Below are 19,400 nucleotides of genomic sequence, written 5' to 3'. Positions count from 1 at the left end.
GGCCTTGAACCCGCGCCTACTTCTTTTTCTTCGGGTCCGTCTTCGCGACGAACAGTTCGCCGACCTTCTTGAACTCCTCGGCGGTCAGCTTCTTGTCCTTGTTCTTGTCGAGCTTGGCGAACGCCGCCGTCAGTTCGGTGTTCTTCGCCCGCTTCGCGTCCTTCATGACGTTCGGCAGGAACGCGAACTCCTCGGCCGTCACCTTGCCGTCGGTGTCGGCGTCGAGCTTCGTGAACATCTTGTCCGTTTCCGGTTTCTCCTCGGCCTTCTTCTTGTCCTCGGCCGCGTTGATCGAGACGGCCATCAAAGCGCAGAGCGTCACCGCCAGGAATCGGGAGAGCATCGCGAGTCTCCGGGAGAGAGTTGATGCCTGAAGTGTAGCACGAAGGGCCGGGTCTTGTAGGGCGGGTCAAGGCTTTGCGCCGACCCGCCGGGGGACCGCAACCACAGGGGGAACCGACGAGCGGGCTGGGAGTGCGGCGGGTCGGCGCAGAGCCTTGACCCGCCTTACAAGACTCACCGCCCTTCAACCGCGCTCGAAACCAACCTTCCCTGCGCGGCCCGGAACTTGGCGTGCCACCGGTGCCACGCCATCACCTCCTGCACCACCTCCGCGCGGGCTTTGTACCACTCCGCCTCCAGCGGCAACCGGTCGAGCGGCTTGTCGTCCTTCCTCACCTTCTCGATCTTCGCCTGCCAGCTCTCGGCGCGGCTCTTCGCGAGAGCCACCCGCCGGGCGGCGCTCGCCATCTGCACGGCCGCGACCCGCACCTCGGCGGCGGCCAGCTTCTCCCGCTCGGCCGTCAGCGCGAAGAGTTGCTCCTTGCGGACGTTCACCTCGCCCTCGGCGGCCGCATTGAGTTGCTCCGTCACCCGCCGGGCCTGCCGCCGGGCGAACGGCGGCGCGGCGGCCCCGGCGAGGCCGTTCACGTTCCGGAGTTGCTCCCGTGCGGCGGGCAGCGTGTCGGCCGTCAGCCCGTGGTAGAGGCGGCGGAGCAGCCGCAGGTCCGGCCGCTGTTCGAGGGCCGTCTGCACGGCCGCTTCCACGTCCGGCGGGTCGGCCGAAATCTCGAACGACCCCGTGGGCCAGAGGCGTTCGTCCCCCTTCACCGACAGGCCGAGTCGGGCCTGGAGTTCCACGTTCAAAAGCCGGATGCCCGCCTCGGCGGCCTCCACGTCGCCGAGCAGCTTCGACCGCTGTCGCAGGAGTTCGTCCTCGTCCGGGACCGGCAGCCCGGCCGCCCGCGCCCGCGGCGCGAGGTCGCGCAACTCGTCGAACGACTTCAATCCGGCGGCGAGTAACTCGGTGCGGGCCTCGGCGTCGGCGAGTTGGTAGAACCGCTCGACGGCCTCGGCCGCGTCGCGGTTGCGGGCCTCGGCCGCCGCCAGCTCGCGAACGTCGCGGAGCAGTTGGTCGCTGGCTTCTTCGGGACAGGGCTGCCGCTTCGTGACGATGCGCACGCTCGGCTTCGCGTTCTCCTTGTCGAGAAGGTTGCCGACGGACGATTGCTGGGCCGCGAGTGCGGCGCAGGCTTGCTCGCTCAGCCCGCGGAAGCTGGCGGCGTTCGCGGAGAAGAGTTTCGTAGCGTCGGCGTTCTTCGGGTCGATGGTCGGCAGGCTGTCGAGCGGCGGCTCGATCTTCGCCGGCGTGACGGCCGGCAGGTCGGTCGAAACGGCGGGCGGCGCCGCCGACGGCGGCGGGGACGTGACGACGACCGACGGGCCGTGACACCCGACGACGCACGCGATCAACGCGACCGGCCACCCCCGCGGCATTCCCACCCCTCGACGGTACGGACCCACATCGAAGGTATCGGCGGAAAAGATGGGAAGACTTTGGCGAATTTGGGGATCGTGCCGGTCGTGCTAAATCTGCACGCGGCGGTTGTACACCCACCACTCGAGCACCAGCACCAGCAGCCCGGCGAGGACGGCCGCCTTCCACAACTCCCGCGGCTGCTTGCGGGCCTCGTTCGCAGCGATCGTCTCCGCGCCGATGCGGATTTCCGTCGTCGCCGCGATGTCGCTCTCGTCGTGGTCGGCCGTCGGGATCAGGTTCACCGCGAACCGCCGCGTCGCCGCCCTGTTCGTGCCGGCCTCCGTCCACGCGGCCGTGTACGGGCCGACCTTGTCCGTGTTCGTGAACGTGAACTCCGGACGCGCGACCTCGCGGTCGAACGCCCGCGTCCGGCCGTCCGGGGCCGTCACCGTCACACGCTTCACCACGCCGGTCGCGATCGGCACTTCCTTCCCCGGCGCGATGGGGTCTTCCGACGCCGCGTCACGGACGTTCCCGAGGGTCGTCACCACGTTCCGAACGAACAGCACGAAACTCGGCTGCAACGGCCAGAGCGTGTTCCAGTCGGTCGGCGAGTTCATGAGCGGGAAGCACATCACGAGGTCCGTGAACGGCCCCCGCGGGATGCCCGCGATCAGCACCTGGCCGTTCGCCGCTTCGAGCAGCTTCTGCGTGCCGTTCGGCAGCGACGGCAGTTGGAACGCATCGTCGATGGCGATGTCGTACAGCCCGCGGAGGTTCCGCATGATCGGGTGGCGGTCGAGCGCCCCTTGCACGCTCGGCCCCTTCGCCGGGATGACGCTGAGCGGGTCGTCCACGGCCTTCGCGGGCTTGAACGGCGGCGGCGGGTGGCCGACGAACCAGGTGTTCGCGTTCGGCATCTGGTCGTCCGTCAGCGGGCCGCACCGGTCGAACACGATCAGGTCGAACTTCCCCTCGCGGGCCGGCGTCTGGTAGCGGGCGGCGTCCGTCAGCGCGGCCGGCGCGTCCCACGTCACGTCGGCCAGCGCCTTGTGGGCCGGGCTGTCGAAGAACGCGCGGAGCAGCTTGTTGTCGTCCGGCGTCAGCACCAACACCTTCGCCCGGCGGACGACGCCGAGGACGAGCCACGCGTCGTCGTCCAGCGGCAGCGCGTCGTTCGCCCCTTCGAGCCGGGCGTGCAGCGTCACGTCGGCCCCCTCCGCGAGTTCCGGCAGAAAGAACTGCACCGCCTTGCCGGCCGCGTTCTGGTCCCGCTTCGCCGCCGGGCGGAGAGTTCTCGCGTAACTCCGCTGGAGGTTGCCGTCCGCGTCGAGGACTTCAAGGCGGACGACCAGCTTCTCGACCGGCTTGTCCCGGTAGTTGCGGACGAACGCCGTGACGGTCGCCTTGTTCGGGTCGTCCGCGTCGCGGTCGGCGACCTTCGGCGACGGGTCGGCCGGGTCGTTCTCGTCGTCGTCCGGCACGGGCTTCAGCCAGCCCCGATCCAGCGTCAGCCGCGAGATCGCGAGGTTGTTCGCGCCGTCGGCGGGTGGAACGTGGTACGTCAGGTTCAGGTTCGTCAGCGCGAACTCGCCGGGGGACGGGAACCGGCCGTCGGAGAAGAGGTGAACGTCCGCGGGGATGCCCTCCGTGGGCACGTACTGCCGCTCCTTGCCGGGTTCGACGCCGCCGGGCGTGGCGTTCTCGTTCTCCGTGGACTTGATCGGGTTCGCCAGGCTTGCCGCGAGGCCGAGGGCTTCCTCGATCCGCGTCGGCTTCTCCGTCGGCTCGATCCGCTCGACGGCGGCGCGGAGTTCCCCTCGGTTGTTCGTGTACGACTGAAGGATTTCGGCCGTCGAGTTGAAGACGATGACCATGCCGGTGTCCTCGTCGGTCGCCGCGTCGATCTCGCGGAGGGCCTGCTGCTTCGCCCACGCCAGCCGGGTCGGGGCCACGTCGGTCGCGGACATGCTGGCCGAGTTGTCGATGACGAGGATGTAGTGCCGGCCGCCGAAGATCGAGCCGTGCAGCCGCGGGCCGAGGACGGCGTAGATGCACAGGAACACGGCGAGCAGTTGCAAAAGCAACAGCAGGTTACGGCGGAGCCATTGCATGAGGCGGTTGACGTGCAGGTCCTCGATGCTCTTCTTCCACAGGTACGTGGACGACACGGCCACCGGCTTGCGGCGGAGCCGCAGGAAGTAGAGCAGCACGATGAGCGGCGGGACGCAGAACAGGACGACGGCGGCCGGCAGCGCGACGGCGATCCGGTGGCTGACGCCGAGGCGGGTTTCGAGCCACTCGTTGACGGCGGCCTCGTAGCCCACGAGGTCGGCGGCGAACACCGCGACGCCGGGCAGGGCGAAGAGGATCAGCGCGACGACGGCGAGCGGGAACAGGGTGCGCATGGTGGTTGGGGCGAAAGCCCCGGCACGGCCGTGCCGGGGCTTTCACAAGGGATGACGTTTCACGAATCGTTTCACTTCAGCCATTTGTCCGCGAAGTCGAGGTACACCTTCCAGTCCTCAGTCGTCATCGCGTGCTTGCCGGCGCGGACCCAGTAACCCAGGCGGCTGTCGAGCAGCTTCCCCTCCGGCGGCATCGCGGCCGCTTCCACGCCCTTCACGCCGTACAGCTCGTACACCGGCGACGCCAACTTCAGCATCTCGAACTGGCCGCTCGGGTTCGCCCACAGGTCCTCGGCCGCGTTCGTGTACAGCACCGGCCGCGGGGCGCACAACGCCGCCAGGCAGTGCTGGTCGAACGGAATCTTCTCCGTCGCGTCGTTGAACGCCTTGAAGCTCGCGCTGAACCAGTGCGGGAAGCTCGTGTTGATCCGCTTCACGCCCTCCGCCTTCGGGTCCGAGTGGCGGCTCGGCCCGGTCCCGCCGCACCCGGCCTGGTTCGGCACGACCAGCGCGATGCGGTCGTCGAACGCCCCGGCCAGCAGGGCCGTCTTGCCGAGCCGCGAGTGTCCGACGACGGCGACCCGCTTCGCGTCCAGTTCCGGCAGTGTCGTCAGGTAGTCCACACACCGGTGGACGCCCCACGCCCAGCTCATGATCGTCGCCGTCAGGTCGTCCGCCGCCTTCCCGTCCGTCGTCGCCATCAGCGCGCGGAAGCCTTCCGCCACCTCCGGCCGGTCGGGCTGCACGTCGCCGTTGTAGAACGTGGCGACGGCGTAGCCGCGGGACGCGGCGTACTCGAGCGGCCACACGCCGGGTTCCTTGCCGCGGCCCTCGGCCGTCGCCTTGTTGTTCTTCACGCCGGGGTACTTCGGGTACATCCACGAGTCCGGCACGCGGATGTTCGGGTCCGGGCAGTACAGGTGGTTGCCACCGAAGTTCGCCCCGACGAACACGGGGACCGGTCCCGTCCGCTCGTTCGGAATCGCGATCAGCAGGTAGATCGGCAGCGGGTTCTTCTTCTCGAACAGGTCGAACTGCAACTCGACCTCGCGGAGCGTGACCTTCCCGCCGAACGCGGTCTTGTCCTCGTGCTTCAACAAGCCGATGACCTTCGGCGTCGGCGGCAGGCGGCCGTACATGTACCGCTGGAACAGCTCCTTCAGCTCCGGCTTGCGGGTCTTCTCCCATTCGTCCTTCGTCGTGATCTTCTTGCCGTCGAACGCCGTGAGCGGGTCGGGGAAGCCCTGCCGCGCGGGGAGGTTGGCGGCCGGCGGGTAGTCGGCGGCGGACGCGGTCACGGCCATGAGCCAGACTCCGGCGAGGGGGAGAAGACGGAGCATGTGAGGGAACCTCGGAAAAATGTGGGAAAAGTTCGGTGGGCCGATTCGCCTTGTTTTCGCACGTCGGCTGCCAGGATGACAGCGCCGCCGCCACCGCCGCCACCGCCACGGGGTGGGGGCGTGGCGGGGAGACATTGACGCGTGGCGTATAATTACGGGTTTTCCGACGGGCGGACGCGGTTCTTGTAGGGCGGGTCAAGGCTTTGCGCCGACCCGCCGTTTCGCCCAACCCGCTCGGCGTCGCTCGGGGTGATTGCGGTCCCGGCGGGTCGGCGCAAAGCCTTGACCCGCCCTACAAATCTACCGCCCGTACCACGGGACCAGCCGCGGCAGTTCGTCCTTGATCGCCAGCGACCGTAGGCCGCTCGCTAGCTTCCCCTTCAGCAGCGCGTTGAACCCGTAACTGTCGTCCACCACCCGCAGCGCCTCGCGGATTGCGACCGGCCGCGGCCGGTCGGCCGTCGTCAGCAGCCGCGACAGCCACAACGTCATCGGGAAGATCAACACCAGCGAGTCGAGGCCGGCCCAGAACGGCAGGTGGAAGTTGATCGCCCCGGCGAACTGGAACGACTCCAGCTTCGTGCGGAAGTACCGCGTCAGCAGTTGCTCCGACTCCGGCGGCAGCGGGCCGGCGGGACGCTCGCCGGCCTCGAACGTCACGCCCGGCGGCAAGAGGCCGTTCACCGGCGGGACGCGGCCGGACCCCCACGCGAACTTGTACCCGGCGAGCATCCGGCGGGCCCAGCCGCCCTCGGTCATCGTGCCGCGGTTCGGGCCGAGGTCCACGCGGGTGTGGATCGCCGCGAGTTGCCGGAACACCGTCCGCCCGACCCACCCCGGCCGCGGCACAGCGTCGATGGGCACGACCTCCTCGGCGGTCGCCTGCGTTAGCACGTCGAGCAGTTCCGTCAGCTTCGGGCCGGTCACCTTGTCGAAGACGAGCTTCCGCAGTTGCTTCGACAGCACGAGGGCGTGCCGCAACTTCGTCTCCATCGGACGCCTTTCGTCCGAAACGATCCCGATGAACGCGGCCACGAACCGCTGCACGTCCGACCACGCGACGGCCTGCCCCGGCTGCAGCGGCGGCGGCGGCAGCTCGGCCGCGCCGCTCCGCGGCTCCAACTCCGCCGCATAAACAGCGGCGTCCTTCGCGTGGACGCCCATCGGCCGGCCCTTATTTTCCGCGACCGACGGGCAGGTGAACCGCAACCCTACGCGCCAGTGGTCGCCGGTCGGGATCAGCACGAACGGGTACGCCCGGCACGCCAGCGGCTTCGCCGCCGACCCGAACTTCGCGTGAATCCGACACCGGCTGTCCGGGCCGAGGAACACGCACCCGCCGCCCGGCCGGTGCGCCAGCGACGTGTTCCCGCGGACCGTCGTGAACATCGCCACGCCCGTCAGGTCCGGGTCCGCGTCCCAACCTTGCTTCTCGATGCGTTCCTTCTCTTCCAACGACACCGGAACGGCATACGTTCGGCAGCAGTCGGAGCAGCCGTGGCAGTCCCAGTTCTGGAGTACCGGCAGCGACCGGACCGGCATCGGCATCGGGTTCACCCTGAAGTTTTTTTGCGAGAACCCTATCTTACGCCGATAATGCCCCCACCGCCCCAGGGGAACAGATCATGGCCGAACCGATTCGGTTGCCGCTCGCGGACGGCGAGGTCGTCATCGCCGTCGAGGACCAGAAGGTGCGGCTGACCGCCCCGGCGGGCGGCGCGCTACTGACCGAGGATGAGGCGCTACAACTCGCACGCGAGGTCGTGCTGGCCGGCAGCCAGTTGAGCGACCCGACCGGCGAGGACGCGGCCCGGTGGCGGCGGTGGCCAATGCAGTACGTGCGGTTCGACGCCGAGCCGGTCGCCGGCGGGCCGACGGTGACCGTCCACGGCTGGATCGCGGACCAGACGGAGGCGAACGCGGTGTTCATCGCGGTCGGGAACATCGAGGCCGGCGAGGAGTACCGGGCGACGGAACTGGCCGAGCAGCGGCCGTGCGGCGTCGAGGACTACGAGGAAGGCGACGAGTTCCGGCCGTACTTCGAGCAGGCGCTGACGGACGGCGAGGTGTTCCTGTTCGAGCACTTCGGCGAAGACGATTCGTAAACACGTAGGGCGGGTCAAGGCTTTGCGCCGACCCGCCGTCACGGTCCAAGCCGGTTCGACGGTTCTCCCGTGTGGTTGCGGTCCCCCGGCGGGTCGGCGCAAAGCCTTGACCCGCCCTACAAGAACTACTTCCCCGCCCACGCCAACCGGTTGAAGAACTCTTTCACGTCGGCCGTGTCCGGCGTCAGGAACACGCCCTCGACGGCCGCCACGAAGACAAGCCCCTGCGCCCCGCCGATCCGGAACACCCGCACGATCCGCTTCGTGTTCCGGTCCGGTAGCACGAACACGAACTCGCGGCCCGGATGCCCGGACAGCCGCTTCTTCTCCGGCTCGGCCGCGGCCGTGCCGTTCGCCGCTTCCATCGCCTTCGCCTTCACCGCCGCGAAGAACTTCTCGTCGTCCGGCTCGTTCGTCACGTCCGCCGGCTGCCGGCCGTGGGCGAGGAAGTACGTCGCCAGGTCCGCCCGGTCGGCCGACCGGAACGCCTCCAATTTGCACCCGGCGATCAACTCGCCCTCGTCCTTCTGCATCGCCGTCGGCACGGCCGCCTTGTACTTCCCGTCCGGCGGCGCGAACGGCTGCCACACCTGGTCGGCGTTCCGGCCGACCCGCTTGCGGAGCGCCTCGACCCACTCGGCCTTCATGAAGTAGAGCAACGCGGCCAGGAAGTGCATGACGAACACGATCGCCAGGATGCTCTTCACCTTCGTGGCGAACGACCAGTCGGCGGCCAGCACCACGCCCAGGCACAGGGCGGCGGACGACACGGCGATGGCCATCGGCAGGGCGAACGTGAAGATCGCCTCCTTGCCGGTCAGCGTCGGACCGAGAATCCACAGCAACGGGATGACGAACGGCAACAGCGCGAGGCCGAACAGGACGCTCTTGCCGCCGGCGTCGGCCTCGGTGTCGAAGTCGTCGTCTGCGAGGACGGGGCGTTTCTTCGGCGGGTAGACGGTCGGCACGTCGCGGCGTGGGACCTCCTCGGCGACCGGTTCGGGTACGGCGGAGAACGGCCGCCGACAGTTCGGGCAGGCGACGTACTGGCCGACGGCGGCGTCCGGGACGCGGGACAGCTCGTCGCAGTACGGGCAACGGACGGCGTGGTGCATGAACTCAGGATACAGCGGCCCGCGACGGAATGCAGCCCTGGCCGGGTTGATCCCTAGATAGCCGCCGGCTTGCCGGCGGGATTTTGCGACTCCAGAACCCCGCCGGCAAGCCGGCGGCTATCTAGGGCCGCCCGCACGTCCTCGACCGAGGGCAACTGTTCGCCCGCGGACTCCGCGACGACGACGCCGTCGATCAAGATTTGGAACTCGCCGTGCTCGCCGTTCTCGCGGCTTGGGAAGACGCCGTCGCCGTACAGGGCGTTCATCACGACGACCGCGTGCCGCAGAATGTCCGGGGAGGTCGGGCAACGGCGGATCACGACGCCCGCGGCCGGCCGCTCGCGGCGAACCGCCGGCTGCCGCGACCCGGCCGTCACCCGATCCGTCCCCGTGTGGAACAGCCACGCCCCGCGATCCGTGGAATCGGCCGTAGACAAGGAACGCGCGGTCGTGACCATGGGACGGCTCCGATCTATCGGTTCGGGCGTTCGCCTACTCCGGCGGACGGCCCGCTTGTTTTTCGGTGGAACCCGGAGCGGCGGCGACGGCGTTATGACCCCGTTTGCGACCTCAACCGGGTTCCACGTGTGGGACAAGATTTTGTCGGCTCACTCTCAGAATCCGGGTCCCGGCCCGCCCCGGCCAAGAATTCCGGAAGAAGTTCAATTTCAACACTTCTTCTTGACACGGCCGGCCGGTCGCCGATAATGACTGAGACGCAATCTCAACAAGCCCCGCGGCGGTGGTTCATGTTGATGCCCTTAGACATGCTCCGGGCCGGCGAACACGGCGAAGTCGCCGAACTCGCCGGCGATCCCGCGTGGGTCGGCCGGCTCGCCGAGTTGGGCCTCCGCGAAGGCGCACGGCTCTGCGTCCTCCAGCCGGGCACGCCGTGCCTGCTGCAAGTCGCGAACGGCCGCCTCTGCCTCCGGGGCACGGAGAGTGCGCAAATCCTCGTCCGGCCGGTCTGCGGGGCCGACGGCTGATGCCCACGCTCAACGACCTGACGCCCGGCCAGACGGCCGAGGTGCTGTCCGTCACCGGCCCGCCGGCCGTCGTGCAGCGGCTCTGCGAGTTCGGGCTGTTCGAGGGGGAAACGGTCGAGTTCCTGACGACCGCCCCGCTCGGCGACCCGATCGAGATTCGGTTCGGCAACACCCGCCTCAGCCTGCGGAAGGCCGAAGCCGCCGGCGTCCACGTTCGACCGAAGTAACAAATCCGATTCACCGCGGAGGGCGCAGAGTGCGCGGAGAAGAGACAGAAATCGGAGTTTGAAAACGGATTTCAACTCCGCGTTCTCTGCGCCCTCTGCGGTGACAACTCGTTTCCACCCATGACCGCCAAGCCGCTCACCGTCGCACTCGTCGGTAACCCGAACGCGGGGAAATCGACCCTTTTTAATGCTCTTTCCGGCCTCCGCCAGCACGTCGGGAACTACCCCGGCGTGACCGTGGAGCTGAAGAAGGGGAACCTGGCCATCGACGGCCGCGACGTGCAGGTGATCGACCTGCCCGGCACGTACAGCCTGGCGGCCCGCAGCCCGGACGAGATGGTGGCGGTCGATCTGCTCCTCGGCCGGCGGCCGGAGGAGCCGCGGCCGGACGTGATCCTCGCCATCGTCGATGCGTCGAACCTCGAACGCCACCTTTATCTGACGACGCAGCTGATGGACCTCGGCACGCCGGTCGTGCTGGCGGTGAACATGATCGACGTGGCGAAGGCGCAGGGCGTCGCCGTCGATGTTGAGAAGCTGTCTCAGTCCACCGGGCTGCCCGTCGTCGCGATCCAGGCGAACAAGGGCGTCGGGCTGGAGGAACTGAAGAAGAAGCTGTTGGAAGCGGCCACCGGGTCGCCGCCGACGCCGCCGGCGCTGCCCGCGGTGATCGACACCGAGGCGGGTGCGCTGCACGGCACGTTCAACGGCGACCTGCCGCCGTTCCTCGCGCGGCGGCTGCTGCTGGACGTCGGCGGGCACGCCGAGAAGTGGCTGACGGAGAAGCACGGCCCGTCGCTGACGGACACGCTCGCCGCGGCCCGGCAGCGCCTTCAAGACGCGGGCCACCCTATTCCCGCGGCCGAGGCGAAGGCCCGGTACGGGTGGATTCGGCAGGCCGTCGCCCCGGCGGTGACGAAGCCGAGCGTGCGGCCGGTGACGACGACGGACAAGCTCGACAAGGTGCTGACGCACAAGCTGTGGGGCACGCTGATCTTCTTGGCGATCATGTTCCTGGTTTTCCAGTTCATGTTCGTCGGGGCCGAGAAGCCGAAGGAGTGGATCGAGAACGCGATGAAGTGGCTCAGCGGCCTGGTGGAAACCGGGCTGTCGCCGGGACCGCTCCGGTCGCTGGTCGTGGACGGCATCATCGGCGGCGTCGGTGGCGTCCTCGTCTTCCTCCCTCAAATCCTGTTCTTGTTCGCGTTCATCGCCGTCCTCGAGGACTGCGGGTACATGGCCCGTGCCGCGTTCCTGATGGACAAGGTGATGAGCCGGTGCGGGCTGAGCGGGAAGTCGTTCATCCCGCTGTTGTCGTCCGTGGCGTGCGCCATCCCCGGCGTCATGGCGACGCGGGTGATCGAGAACCGCCGCGACCGGTTCGCCACCATCGTCGTCGCGCCGCTCATGAGCTGCGCCGCCCGACTGCCGGTGTACAGCCTCCTCATCGGGGCGTTCCTCACGAAGGGCCGCCCGTTCTGGCTGCCGGGGCTGACCATGTTCGCCATGTACATGATCGGGTTCGTCGTCGCCCCGCTCGTGGCGCTCGTGCTGAAGCGGACGCTGCTGAAGGGCGAGACGCCGGTGTTCGTGATGGAGCTGCCGCAGTACAAACGGCCGGCGCTGCGGGCCATCCTGCGGCGGGTGATCGAAGCGGGCTGGGCGTTCGTCCGCCGGGCCGGGACGATCATCCTCGCGTCGATGATCGTGGTTTGGGCGCTGCTCTACTTCCCGCACACGGACGCGAGCGGGCAGCGGTACGAGGACCGCATCGCCGAGATTTCCGAGCAAGTCGAGAAGGCGGAAGGCGACGACCAGAAGGAAGCGTTGGAGAAGCAGGCGAACGCCGTCCGCGGCGAGTGGAAGAAGAACTCGCTGCTCGGCCGGTTCGGACAAACCCTGGAGCCGGCGTTCCGGCCGCTCGGTTGGAACTGGCAGATCGGCGTGTCCGTGCTGGCGAGCTTCCCGGCCCGCGAGGTGATCGTCGGCACGCTCGGCATCCTTTACGACGAGGGGGACGTGGACCCCAACGACGAGGAGCAGCGGAAGAAACTCGGCGACACGCTCGAAGCGCAGTGGGCCGAAGACCCCGCACGGGGGAAGTACGTCGTCCCGGTGGCGCTGTCGGTGATGGTGTTCTTCGCGCTGTGCTGCCAGTGCGCCTCGACGCTGGCCGTGATCCGCCGCGAGACGAAGAGCTGGGCGTGGCCGGCGTTCACGTTCGCGTACATGACGGCGCTGGCCTACGTCGCGGCGCTCGTCGTCTTCCAGGGCGGCAAGCTCGTCGTGGACGGGGTGGCGTGATGGACACGCAGTTGCTAGTTGTGGGCATTCTCGTGGCGGCGGCGGCGGCGTACCTCGCGCGGTCGGCGTGGCAAACTGTCCGCGGCAAGAAGGCGTGCGGCTCCGGCTGTGGCGGGAAGTGCGTCGCGGAACCGGCGAAGCCGGGCCGCGTGGCGTTGCCGCAGGTGAAGTAAATGGAAAGACACAAACCACGACCATTGCGGTCGAGATTGCCCCGCAGAATTACACAACAACCTGTCTCAGATTGATCCAACACTTCAGGCCACAGCGAAATCTTGCCACACTCTCGCACTCGTCGGTTAGTTGAAACTAAATTCTTAAATCGTTCACCAGAATCATCTTATGCTGAACTACACAGCCTTTTCACGGGCCGATTGGACACTTTGGCATCGGGTATGCCATTAACACCGGCGTCAAGCGGTATGCGAGTCCCGCTTGGCGAGGATTGAAGAAATTCAATCCCTCCCATCACACCAATAGGGCGTGAGACTAGCCGGGTATGCGAGTCTCCGGCCGAATCTCACGCCCCACTTCTTTTCCTACCCGCGACGGCGAAACCACCGAGCGGCCCGCGACAGGATACCCCGTTTCGGCGGCACGCCCTTCGGGACCCGCTCGCCCGTCGGCGACGGCGGCGGCAGCCCGGCGAGTTGGTAGTACCGGACGAGGTGCGGGTAGCGGGCCGAAGGGATGCGTTGCTGTTGCGCGGCCGACAGCACGTGGTCGGCGAAGTGCCACCGTGAGGTGGCAAACCGTTCCGCCCACGGCCCGACGAGCGGCCAGAGGTTGAGCGGGTCCACGACGACCGAGTGAGACATCGGCATGGCGTGAATCACGACCGGGTTGACCTCGCTACCCATGATGCTCCCGACGACATCGGCCATCGTAACCTCAAGGTGTGTGAGCGATGTAACCAGCCGCAAGATCGGCACGGACGAAAGACCCCCACGGGCTCGCACGTTCAGAACGTGAAACCGTAATAGCATCTCGCCGAACGAGAACGATTCACTGCGGAGTTCGAGAACCTTCAGCCGGCGGACGTTCCAGTTCTCGGACACATCGTCGGAGAAACCTTCCCCGTCGGCGAGGTGAAGGCTGAGGAACTCGATTGGGCCGACGAGGGGCGCGAGATCGGGAAACGCCCTCAGTCCGCCCCAACTCATGGCCAACGTGGTGATAAACCCGCGGTCGTACAGCATGTCGAACACATCCCCGTCCGGCGGTCGGCCGAACCGGATCGTCGGATACCGGGATTGAATCCCTTCCTCCAATTCCTTCCGCCATCGGTCGGCGAAGACTTCCGCCAGTTCGGAGGCGTTCTTATCCAACTCTTGCCATTCCGGCGTGCCCTTCTTCAACCGGTCGGCCGCACACTCCAGCCGGATGTATTCCGCCCGCGCCACGCTCGCCTCGTCGCCGCGCTCCTCCAGCCAGTCGGCGTACACCAGCCGCGGCGTGTCGTCGGCCGGGGTCGCGCGGACGGCCTGGAGTAACGCGAATTCGTCCGGCGACATTGGCGCGGCCTCCCGTAAACTTCCCCAGCCGCTCAGTTTACCGCGCAACTTGGCACGGGACGCGCATTAGACATCCACCTTCCCCCGGAGTCCGCACTCATGGCACGTCCGCAGCTCGTCCGCCTCGAAGACCGCTCGACCCCCGCCGCCGTCGGCGGCCTCGACCTCACCTTCAACGGGACCGGCCTGACCGACATCGCGTTCGACCTCGGCGGCACGAAGGCCGACCTCGGCGCGGCCGTCGCCGTGCAGCCGGACGGCAAGATCGTCGTCGTCGGGTCGGCGCAGAACGGGCCGACGGACGTGGACTTCGCCGTCGCCCGGCTGAACCCGGACGGCACGCTCGACGCGACGTTCGGAACGAACGGCATCCGGGCCATCGGGTTCGACCTCGGCGGCGGGAACGTCGATGTCGCCACGAGCGTCGCGGTCCAGGCCGACGGGAAGATCGTCGTGGCCGGGTACGCCCAGGCCGGCGACGGCAACGACTTCGACTTCGCCGTCATCCGCCTGAATTCCACCGGCGACCTCGACGCGACGTTCGACACCGACGGCCGGCAGACCGTCGCGTTCGACTTCGGCGGCACGCTGGAGGACAAGGCGAACGCCGTCGCCCTCGACTCGCAAGGGCGGATCGTCCTCGCTGGGTCGGTCGCGCAGCCGACGGCCGGGGACTTCGACTTCGGCATCGTCCGGCTGACGATGGCCGGCGATCTGGACGCGACGTTCGACGGCGACGGGAAGGAGGAGGTCGCGTTCGACCAGGGCGGGGCGAATGCCGACCTCGCGTTCGGCGTCGCCATCGACTCGCAGGACCGCGTGGTCGTCGTGGGAAGTGTGCAGATCAGCAACTTCGGCGACACGGATTTCGGCATCACCCGGCTGACGGCCGGCGGCATCTTGGATACGACGTTCGACACCGACGGCCGGGTGACGGTCGAGTTCGACCAGGGCGGCACGAACGCGGACGCGGCGAAGGCGGTCGCATTGGATACCGGCGAGCGGATCGTCGTCGTCGGGACGGTCACGGTCGGGTCGGACGGCGACATCGACTACGGCGTGGTCCGGGTGAACGCGGACGGCTCCCTCGACACGTCGTTCGACGCGGACGGCAAGCTCGCGCTCGGGTTCGACCTCGGCGGGAGCAACCAGGACCGCGCGAGCGGCGTGGCGGTCAACGCGAGTACCGGCGACATCCTCGTCGTCGGGACGGTCGATTCCGAGGCCGCGGGCGACACGGACATCGGCGTCGCCCGGCTGACGGCCGACGGCAGCCTCGACCCGAGCTTCAGCACGGACGGCCGGGCCGTCGTCGCGTTCGACCGCGGCGGGGCGAACGCGGACGCCGCCGGCGGCGTGGCCCAGGACGCGGGCGGGCGGATCGTCGTCGTCGGCACGGTGACGACCGCCACCGCGAACGACACGGACATCGGCGTCGCCCGGCTGATCGGCACGACGGGGCTGTCGTCGCAACTCGTCGTCGGCGGGCCGACCAACGGCCAGGCCCTGAGCTACACCGCCGTGGCGACCGGGTTCGCGAACCAGGGCGCGGTCCCCGGCCCGGCGGCCGCGGCGAGCGTCCGGCCGGCGGTCGCGGACCTGAACGGCGACGGCGTACCGGACCAGGTCCTCGGCGCGGGGCCGGGCGGCGGGTCGCGGGTCCGGGTCCGCCTCGGCGGCGGCGCGACGATCGACTTCGACGCGTTCGAGGGGAACTTCAACGGCGGCGTGTTCGTCGCGGCCGGGGACGTGGACGGCGACGGCCGGGCCGAGTTCGCCGTCAGCCCCGACGTGGGCGGCGGGCCGCGGGTGACGGTCTACTCGCTGACGCCGAACAACAAGGTGACGGTACGGACGAACTTCTTCGGGATCGACGACCCGAACTTCCGCGGCGGGGCGCGGGTAGCGCTCGGCGACATCAACGCGGACGGCCGGGCCGACCTCGTCGTCGGGGCCGGGTTCCGGGGCGGCCCGCGGGTGGCCGTGTTCGACGGCGCGACGCTGTTCGCGCCGCTGTCCGGGATTACCTTCCCGCCGAAGCTGGTCCCCGACTTCTTCGCGTTCCCCGGCCCGGACGCGACGACGTTGCGGAACGGCGTGTTCGTAACGGTCGGGGACTTGAACGGCGACGGGTTCGGCGACCTGGTCTTCGGCGGCGGCCCCGGCGGCGGCCCGCGGGTGTACGCCCTGGACGGGCGGCTGATGCTGACGCAACCGCTCGACGTGGTGTACGCGCAGCCGGTCGCGAACTTCTTCGTGAACAACGACTCCGTGTCGCGGGGCGGGGTGCGGCTGGCGGTGACGGACATCGACGGCGACGACCGGGCGGACCTGGTGACGGGGAGCGGCGACCGGCTGCCGAGCCGGGTGCGGGTGTACCGCGGCTCGACCGTCCCGCAGGCGAACGGCGTCGAGCCGCCGCTGTTGCAGGAGTTCGACCCGTTCGGGGCCATCCTGCCCGGCGGCGTGTTCGTCGGGTGACTTGTAGGGCGGGTCAAGGCTTTGCGCCGACCCGCCGTCGGTGCCAGCCACCCCCGGCGGGTCGGCGCAAAGCCTTGACCCGCCCTACAAGACCGCCGACGCCGCGCGTGTCCCGGCGGGTCGGCGCAAAGCCTTGACCCGCCCTACGTTACTCGTCCACCGCGTCTGCGTCCGGCTCGTTCGCCGCGGCGAGGGGCACGGCCGGGGACTCGATCCCCTTCAGCAGGTTGCCGCCGCGGGCCGTGTGGTAGTAGGTGTAGTTCGTGCCGTAGCAACTCTTGTCCGCGGCGTGGAGGAAGACGCCCATCCACCCCCACTTGCTCTCGACCACGACCGACCGGTCGGCCCCGACGTACCGGACGAGGCCGGTGTGCGTCACCTCGCCGTCGGCCCGGTAGACGGCGATGTCGCCCGGCCCCGGCTCCTTCACCGGCACGTACCCGTTGTCCTGCAGGATCGCGTCCACCGCGTCACCGCCGACGATGTACCGGCCGCCGGTGAACACCCACCCGTGGCAGTTCGAGTTCACATCCCACGGCCGCAGTTTGATGGTGGCGTCCCCGAACTGTTCCAGCGTCCCGCTCCGCCGCTCGACCTCGTCGAGTTGCCGCTTCGTGTGTGTCGGCTTCGCCACGGCCACCGGGACGGCGTAGCCGCGGTCGGTCACGGCCGCGACGCCCTGGACGAATTCCCGCTCCGGGACGTAGGTGAGCGCGTTAAACTCTTCCATCTGCCGATCGACGGCCGCGTCGAACGCCCGCTCGTGGCGGACGATCCCGACGACCGTGACGCCCACCCCGACGGCGAGCAACAGCCCCCACGCGGCGGCCGGGCGGCGGACGAACTCGATGACCCGGCCGGGTAGCCGGGTCTGGAGCACGCCCACGACGGCGAGGCCGGCCGCGAGGACCGCGGCCGACAGCCGGTACGCAAACCGGTCGGCGTCCAGCGACGACAGGATGCCGAAGGGGACGGCGGCGGCGACGGCCGACACCACGACGCGGCCGAGGACGGGAAGGCGGGAGCCGAACAGGTTCGCCAACCCGATCAGGCACAGCCCGATCCCGGTCGAGACCCAGAAGTAGAGTTGCTGATCGAAGTCGCCCAACGATTCCATGTCTTGCGTGTCCCCGGTGCGCGGACGGGAGCGTCCGACACGGGGAACGATAGCATCCGGGTGGTGAGCAAGGGGTGAGACGAAGCTGAGAAATCCCTGAGAAAGCAAGGCAAAAATGAAGGGCCGCTCATTAAGAGCGGCCCTCATGACTGCGCCTCGGGCGCGAACGTTACGGCAGTTCGACCTTCTGCTCGGCGGCCCACTCGCGGAGTTGCTTCATGCCGCGGACGTTGATCTGCCGCACCCGCTCCTTCGTGATGCCGAAGTGCTGGCCGATCTGTTCCAGCGTCATCTGGCCGCCGCCGGCCAGGCCGGACCGCATCTTAATGACATCCCGCGTCCGGCTGTCCAGATGGTCGAGCAGGTTGTTCACTCGTTCGCGGGCCATGTCGGCGACCGCGAGCAGTTCGTGCTCGTCCGTGCGAACGTCCTGGCGGGAGTCGAACACTTCCTCCGCGCCGGTCATGTACCGCTGCCGGCGGGTGTTCTCGTCCGGGATGCTCCGGGCGAAGTTCTTCATCACCGCCCAGGTGGCGTAGGTGCTGAACTTGTTCCCCCGGCTGTAGTCGAACTTCTCGACCGCCCGCATGATCGAGATGTTCGCGTCCGACTTCAGCTCGTCCAGGTTCTGGCCGAGCTGCATGTGCTTCGTCGCCAGGGAGTGGACGAGCCGCTGGTTGCACTCGATGAGCAGGTCGCGGGTCGCCTTGATCCGCCGTTGCAGCGCGTCCACCTGTTGGATGTCGTTGACTCGCGCCCGCGCGGGGTCGATCCGCTGCCGCAGCTTGTGGAGCTTGTGCTTCAAGAAATTCATCTTGCGGAACAGGTGGGCCTCCTGCTCGCGGGTGAGCAGCGGCTTCTCGTACAGGTACGCCATGTGCGCCTCCACGTCCTTCGGCGGCCGCATGGACTGGACCTTGGCGTTGAACTCTTCCTCGTTCGGCATCGGGCCGAGGATGTCGGCCTCGCGGCCGGCGTCGTCGAACTCGGCGTTATACATGTAGTCAACCGGTTGGGCGACGAGCCGTTCCGCCTTCACCTCGTTGGCGACGCGGTAGACGCTCGACCGGGTCCGGTTGAACTGTTTGGCAATGGTGTCCACGGATGTCCCCTCCTGGAGGGCGTTAAAAATCTGCTCCTTGGCCGTCGCGTCCAGCGGGCCGGTGTGCGTGGGGAAGACCGCCGCGTCGGGGTGGGTCTTGTCGAAGTTTTTGATCGTGTACCGGATCGCCTCGGGCGAACGGTGGAAGTCGTGGGCGATCTTCTTGCTCACGTCCACGAGGGAGTCGCCCTTCGCCGCGAGGTCGCGGGCCGTGAGGACGATCTGTTCCCGTTCCGCGTCCGTGAGGTGGCTGAACCGGCTGCTCTTGCTCACCCGGTCGCTGTGCGCTTTGGCGAACGCCTCGACGCTCGACAGCGGGAACCCGAGCTGGCTGCGGCCGTTCGCCTTGTACCGGCGGGCCACCAGCCCGCGGAGCCGCCACCGGCTGATCGTCTTGGTCGAGACGTTGAACCGCTGGCAGATTTCCTCCAGCGTCAGCATCTCCTCCCCGACCTGATCGCGGGGCAGCGGCGGCAGCGAGCGCTCGACCTGGATGATGAACAGCGCCAGGTCTTGCTTCAGCCGGTCGCCGCGGATCAGCAGTTCCGGGTATGCGTTCGACCGGAACTCCGTGAGGCGGAAGCAGACGAACTGATACGGGTACTGCTTGGTGGGTTCGATCTCGGCCAACAGCCTCTCGGCGTTCGCGATCTGTTCCCGCCGCTTGGACGGGGGCGCGAACCGGACCTGCTGGTCCGTTAGCTCTTGTATCGCGGGGTATTTGAAAGCGTTCATCGCGTTGCCCTCCCGTCCGTAACGCCGGGGGCTTACTCGCCCCCGTCGCTGACCCACCCGTCCCTTTCGATCTCCGTCCGAGTCCATTTGATGCCACTGGACTATACAATGTTGCGGGCCGCTTCTTTCCCCCGGCCGGCCCGCCGGATTTCCGGGTTGCGTTGCAACCCCGTTGCGGCTATTCGTCGTGTTTCGTTGGAAATCGCG

Annotated in this window: 16 protein-coding genes; 6 read left to right on the top strand and 10 right to left on the bottom strand. The window is 68.3% G+C overall.

Features of this window, described 5'->3' with window-relative positions; translation table 11 throughout:
- Positions 1-16: 16 nt before the first annotated feature.
- The 5 genes from AC5JJ2_RS11370 to AC5JJ2_RS11350 all read right to left on the bottom strand — a co-directional run bounded on the left by AC5JJ2_RS11370 (position 17) and on the right by AC5JJ2_RS11350 (position 7,055).
- Positions 17-343 carry a hypothetical protein gene (locus tag AC5JJ2_RS11370; protein WP_495858103.1) on the bottom strand — a complete coding sequence of 109 codons (327 nt, stop codon included), beginning with the start codon at positions 341-343 and terminating at the stop codon, positions 17-19.
- Between the two features lie 173 nt (positions 344-516).
- Positions 517-1,776, bottom strand: coding sequence for a TolC family protein (locus AC5JJ2_RS11365; protein ID WP_495858102.1), 1,260 nt, complete (start codon positions 1,774-1,776; stop codon positions 517-519).
- Positions 1,777-1,866: 90 nt separating this feature from the next.
- A complete protein-coding gene (locus tag AC5JJ2_RS11360) occupies positions 1,867-4,167 on the bottom strand; it encodes a VWA domain-containing protein (protein ID WP_495858101.1) in 2,301 nt (766 codons plus the stop codon).
- A gap of 71 nt (positions 4,168-4,238) precedes the next feature.
- Positions 4,239-5,507: a glucuronyl esterase domain-containing protein gene (locus AC5JJ2_RS11355; RefSeq protein ID WP_495858100.1), complete on the bottom strand. Its 1,269-nt coding sequence runs from the start codon at positions 5,505-5,507 to the stop codon at positions 4,239-4,241.
- Positions 5,508-5,807: 300 nt separating this feature from the next.
- Positions 5,808-7,055, bottom strand: coding sequence for a YkgJ family cysteine cluster protein (locus AC5JJ2_RS11350; RefSeq protein WP_495858099.1), 1,248 nt, complete (start codon positions 7,053-7,055; stop codon positions 5,808-5,810).
- 77 nt (positions 7,056-7,132) lie between these two features.
- Between AC5JJ2_RS11350 and AC5JJ2_RS11345 the strand changes: the two genes are divergently transcribed.
- Complete coding sequence (locus tag AC5JJ2_RS11345) at positions 7,133-7,612, top strand: hypothetical protein (protein ID WP_495858098.1); 480 nt, start codon at positions 7,133-7,135, stop codon at positions 7,610-7,612.
- 125 nt (positions 7,613-7,737) lie between these two features.
- Here the strand turns inward: AC5JJ2_RS11345 and AC5JJ2_RS11340 are convergent, their stop codons facing one another.
- Positions 7,738-8,727: a hypothetical protein gene (locus tag AC5JJ2_RS11340; protein WP_495858097.1), complete on the bottom strand. Its 990-nt coding sequence runs from the start codon at positions 8,725-8,727 to the stop codon at positions 7,738-7,740.
- A gap of 53 nt (positions 8,728-8,780) precedes the next feature.
- On the bottom strand, positions 8,781-9,185 hold the full coding sequence (locus AC5JJ2_RS11335; RefSeq protein WP_495858096.1) for a hypothetical protein: 405 nt from the start codon (positions 9,183-9,185) through the stop codon (positions 8,781-8,783).
- A gap of 291 nt (positions 9,186-9,476) precedes the next feature.
- Between AC5JJ2_RS11335 and AC5JJ2_RS11330 the strand changes: the two genes are divergently transcribed.
- From AC5JJ2_RS11330 to AC5JJ2_RS11315, 4 genes are all read left to right on the top strand, one after another.
- The gene (locus AC5JJ2_RS11330; protein ID WP_495858095.1) at positions 9,477-9,713 is read left to right on the top strand and encodes a FeoA family protein; all 237 of its coding nucleotides are present in this window, start codon (positions 9,477-9,479) and stop codon (positions 9,711-9,713) included.
- The gene (locus tag AC5JJ2_RS11325; protein ID WP_495858094.1) at positions 9,713-9,940 is read left to right on the top strand and encodes a FeoA family protein; all 228 of its coding nucleotides are present in this window, start codon (positions 9,713-9,715) and stop codon (positions 9,938-9,940) included. The genes AC5JJ2_RS11330 and AC5JJ2_RS11325 overlap by 1 nt, the downstream gene beginning before the upstream one ends.
- Before the next feature lie 120 nt (positions 9,941-10,060).
- Entirely contained in the window at positions 10,061-12,244 is a 2,184-nt protein-coding gene (gene feoB, locus AC5JJ2_RS11320; RefSeq protein WP_495858093.1) for a ferrous iron transport protein B, read from the top strand.
- Positions 12,244-12,417, top strand: a complete 174-nt coding sequence (locus AC5JJ2_RS11315) for a FeoB-associated Cys-rich membrane protein (RefSeq protein ID WP_495858092.1) — start codon at positions 12,244-12,246, stop codon at positions 12,415-12,417. The genes feoB and AC5JJ2_RS11315 overlap by 1 nt, the downstream gene beginning before the upstream one ends.
- Positions 12,418-12,783: 366 nt before the next feature.
- Here the strand turns inward: AC5JJ2_RS11315 and AC5JJ2_RS11310 are convergent, their stop codons facing one another.
- The gene (locus AC5JJ2_RS11310) at positions 12,784-13,758 is read right to left on the bottom strand and encodes a TIGR02996 domain-containing protein (RefSeq protein WP_495858091.1); all 975 of its coding nucleotides are present in this window, start codon (positions 13,756-13,758) and stop codon (positions 12,784-12,786) included.
- Positions 13,759-13,857: 99 nt separating this feature from the next.
- On the opposite strand from AC5JJ2_RS11310, the gene AC5JJ2_RS11305 reads away from it, so the two are divergent.
- Positions 13,858-16,239 (top strand): FG-GAP-like repeat-containing protein, encoded by a 2,382-nt coding sequence (locus AC5JJ2_RS11305; protein ID WP_495858090.1) that lies wholly within the window; start codon positions 13,858-13,860, stop codon positions 16,237-16,239.
- Positions 16,240-16,387: 148 nt separating this feature from the next.
- Here AC5JJ2_RS11305 and AC5JJ2_RS11300 read toward each other — a convergent pair whose 3' ends face one another.
- Both AC5JJ2_RS11300 and AC5JJ2_RS11295 read right to left on the bottom strand, forming a co-directional pair.
- Positions 16,388-17,356, bottom strand: coding sequence for a hypothetical protein (locus AC5JJ2_RS11300; protein ID WP_495858089.1), 969 nt, complete (start codon positions 17,354-17,356; stop codon positions 16,388-16,390).
- Between the two features lie 169 nt (positions 17,357-17,525).
- Positions 17,526-19,193: a sigma-70 family RNA polymerase sigma factor gene (locus AC5JJ2_RS11295; RefSeq protein WP_495858088.1), complete on the bottom strand. Its 1,668-nt coding sequence runs from the start codon at positions 19,191-19,193 to the stop codon at positions 17,526-17,528.
- Between the last annotated feature and the right edge of the window lie 207 nt (positions 19,194-19,400).

This window comes from Limnoglobus sp. (genome assembly GCF_059499385.1).
This window is presented reverse-complemented; position numbering and strand designations above follow the sequence as displayed.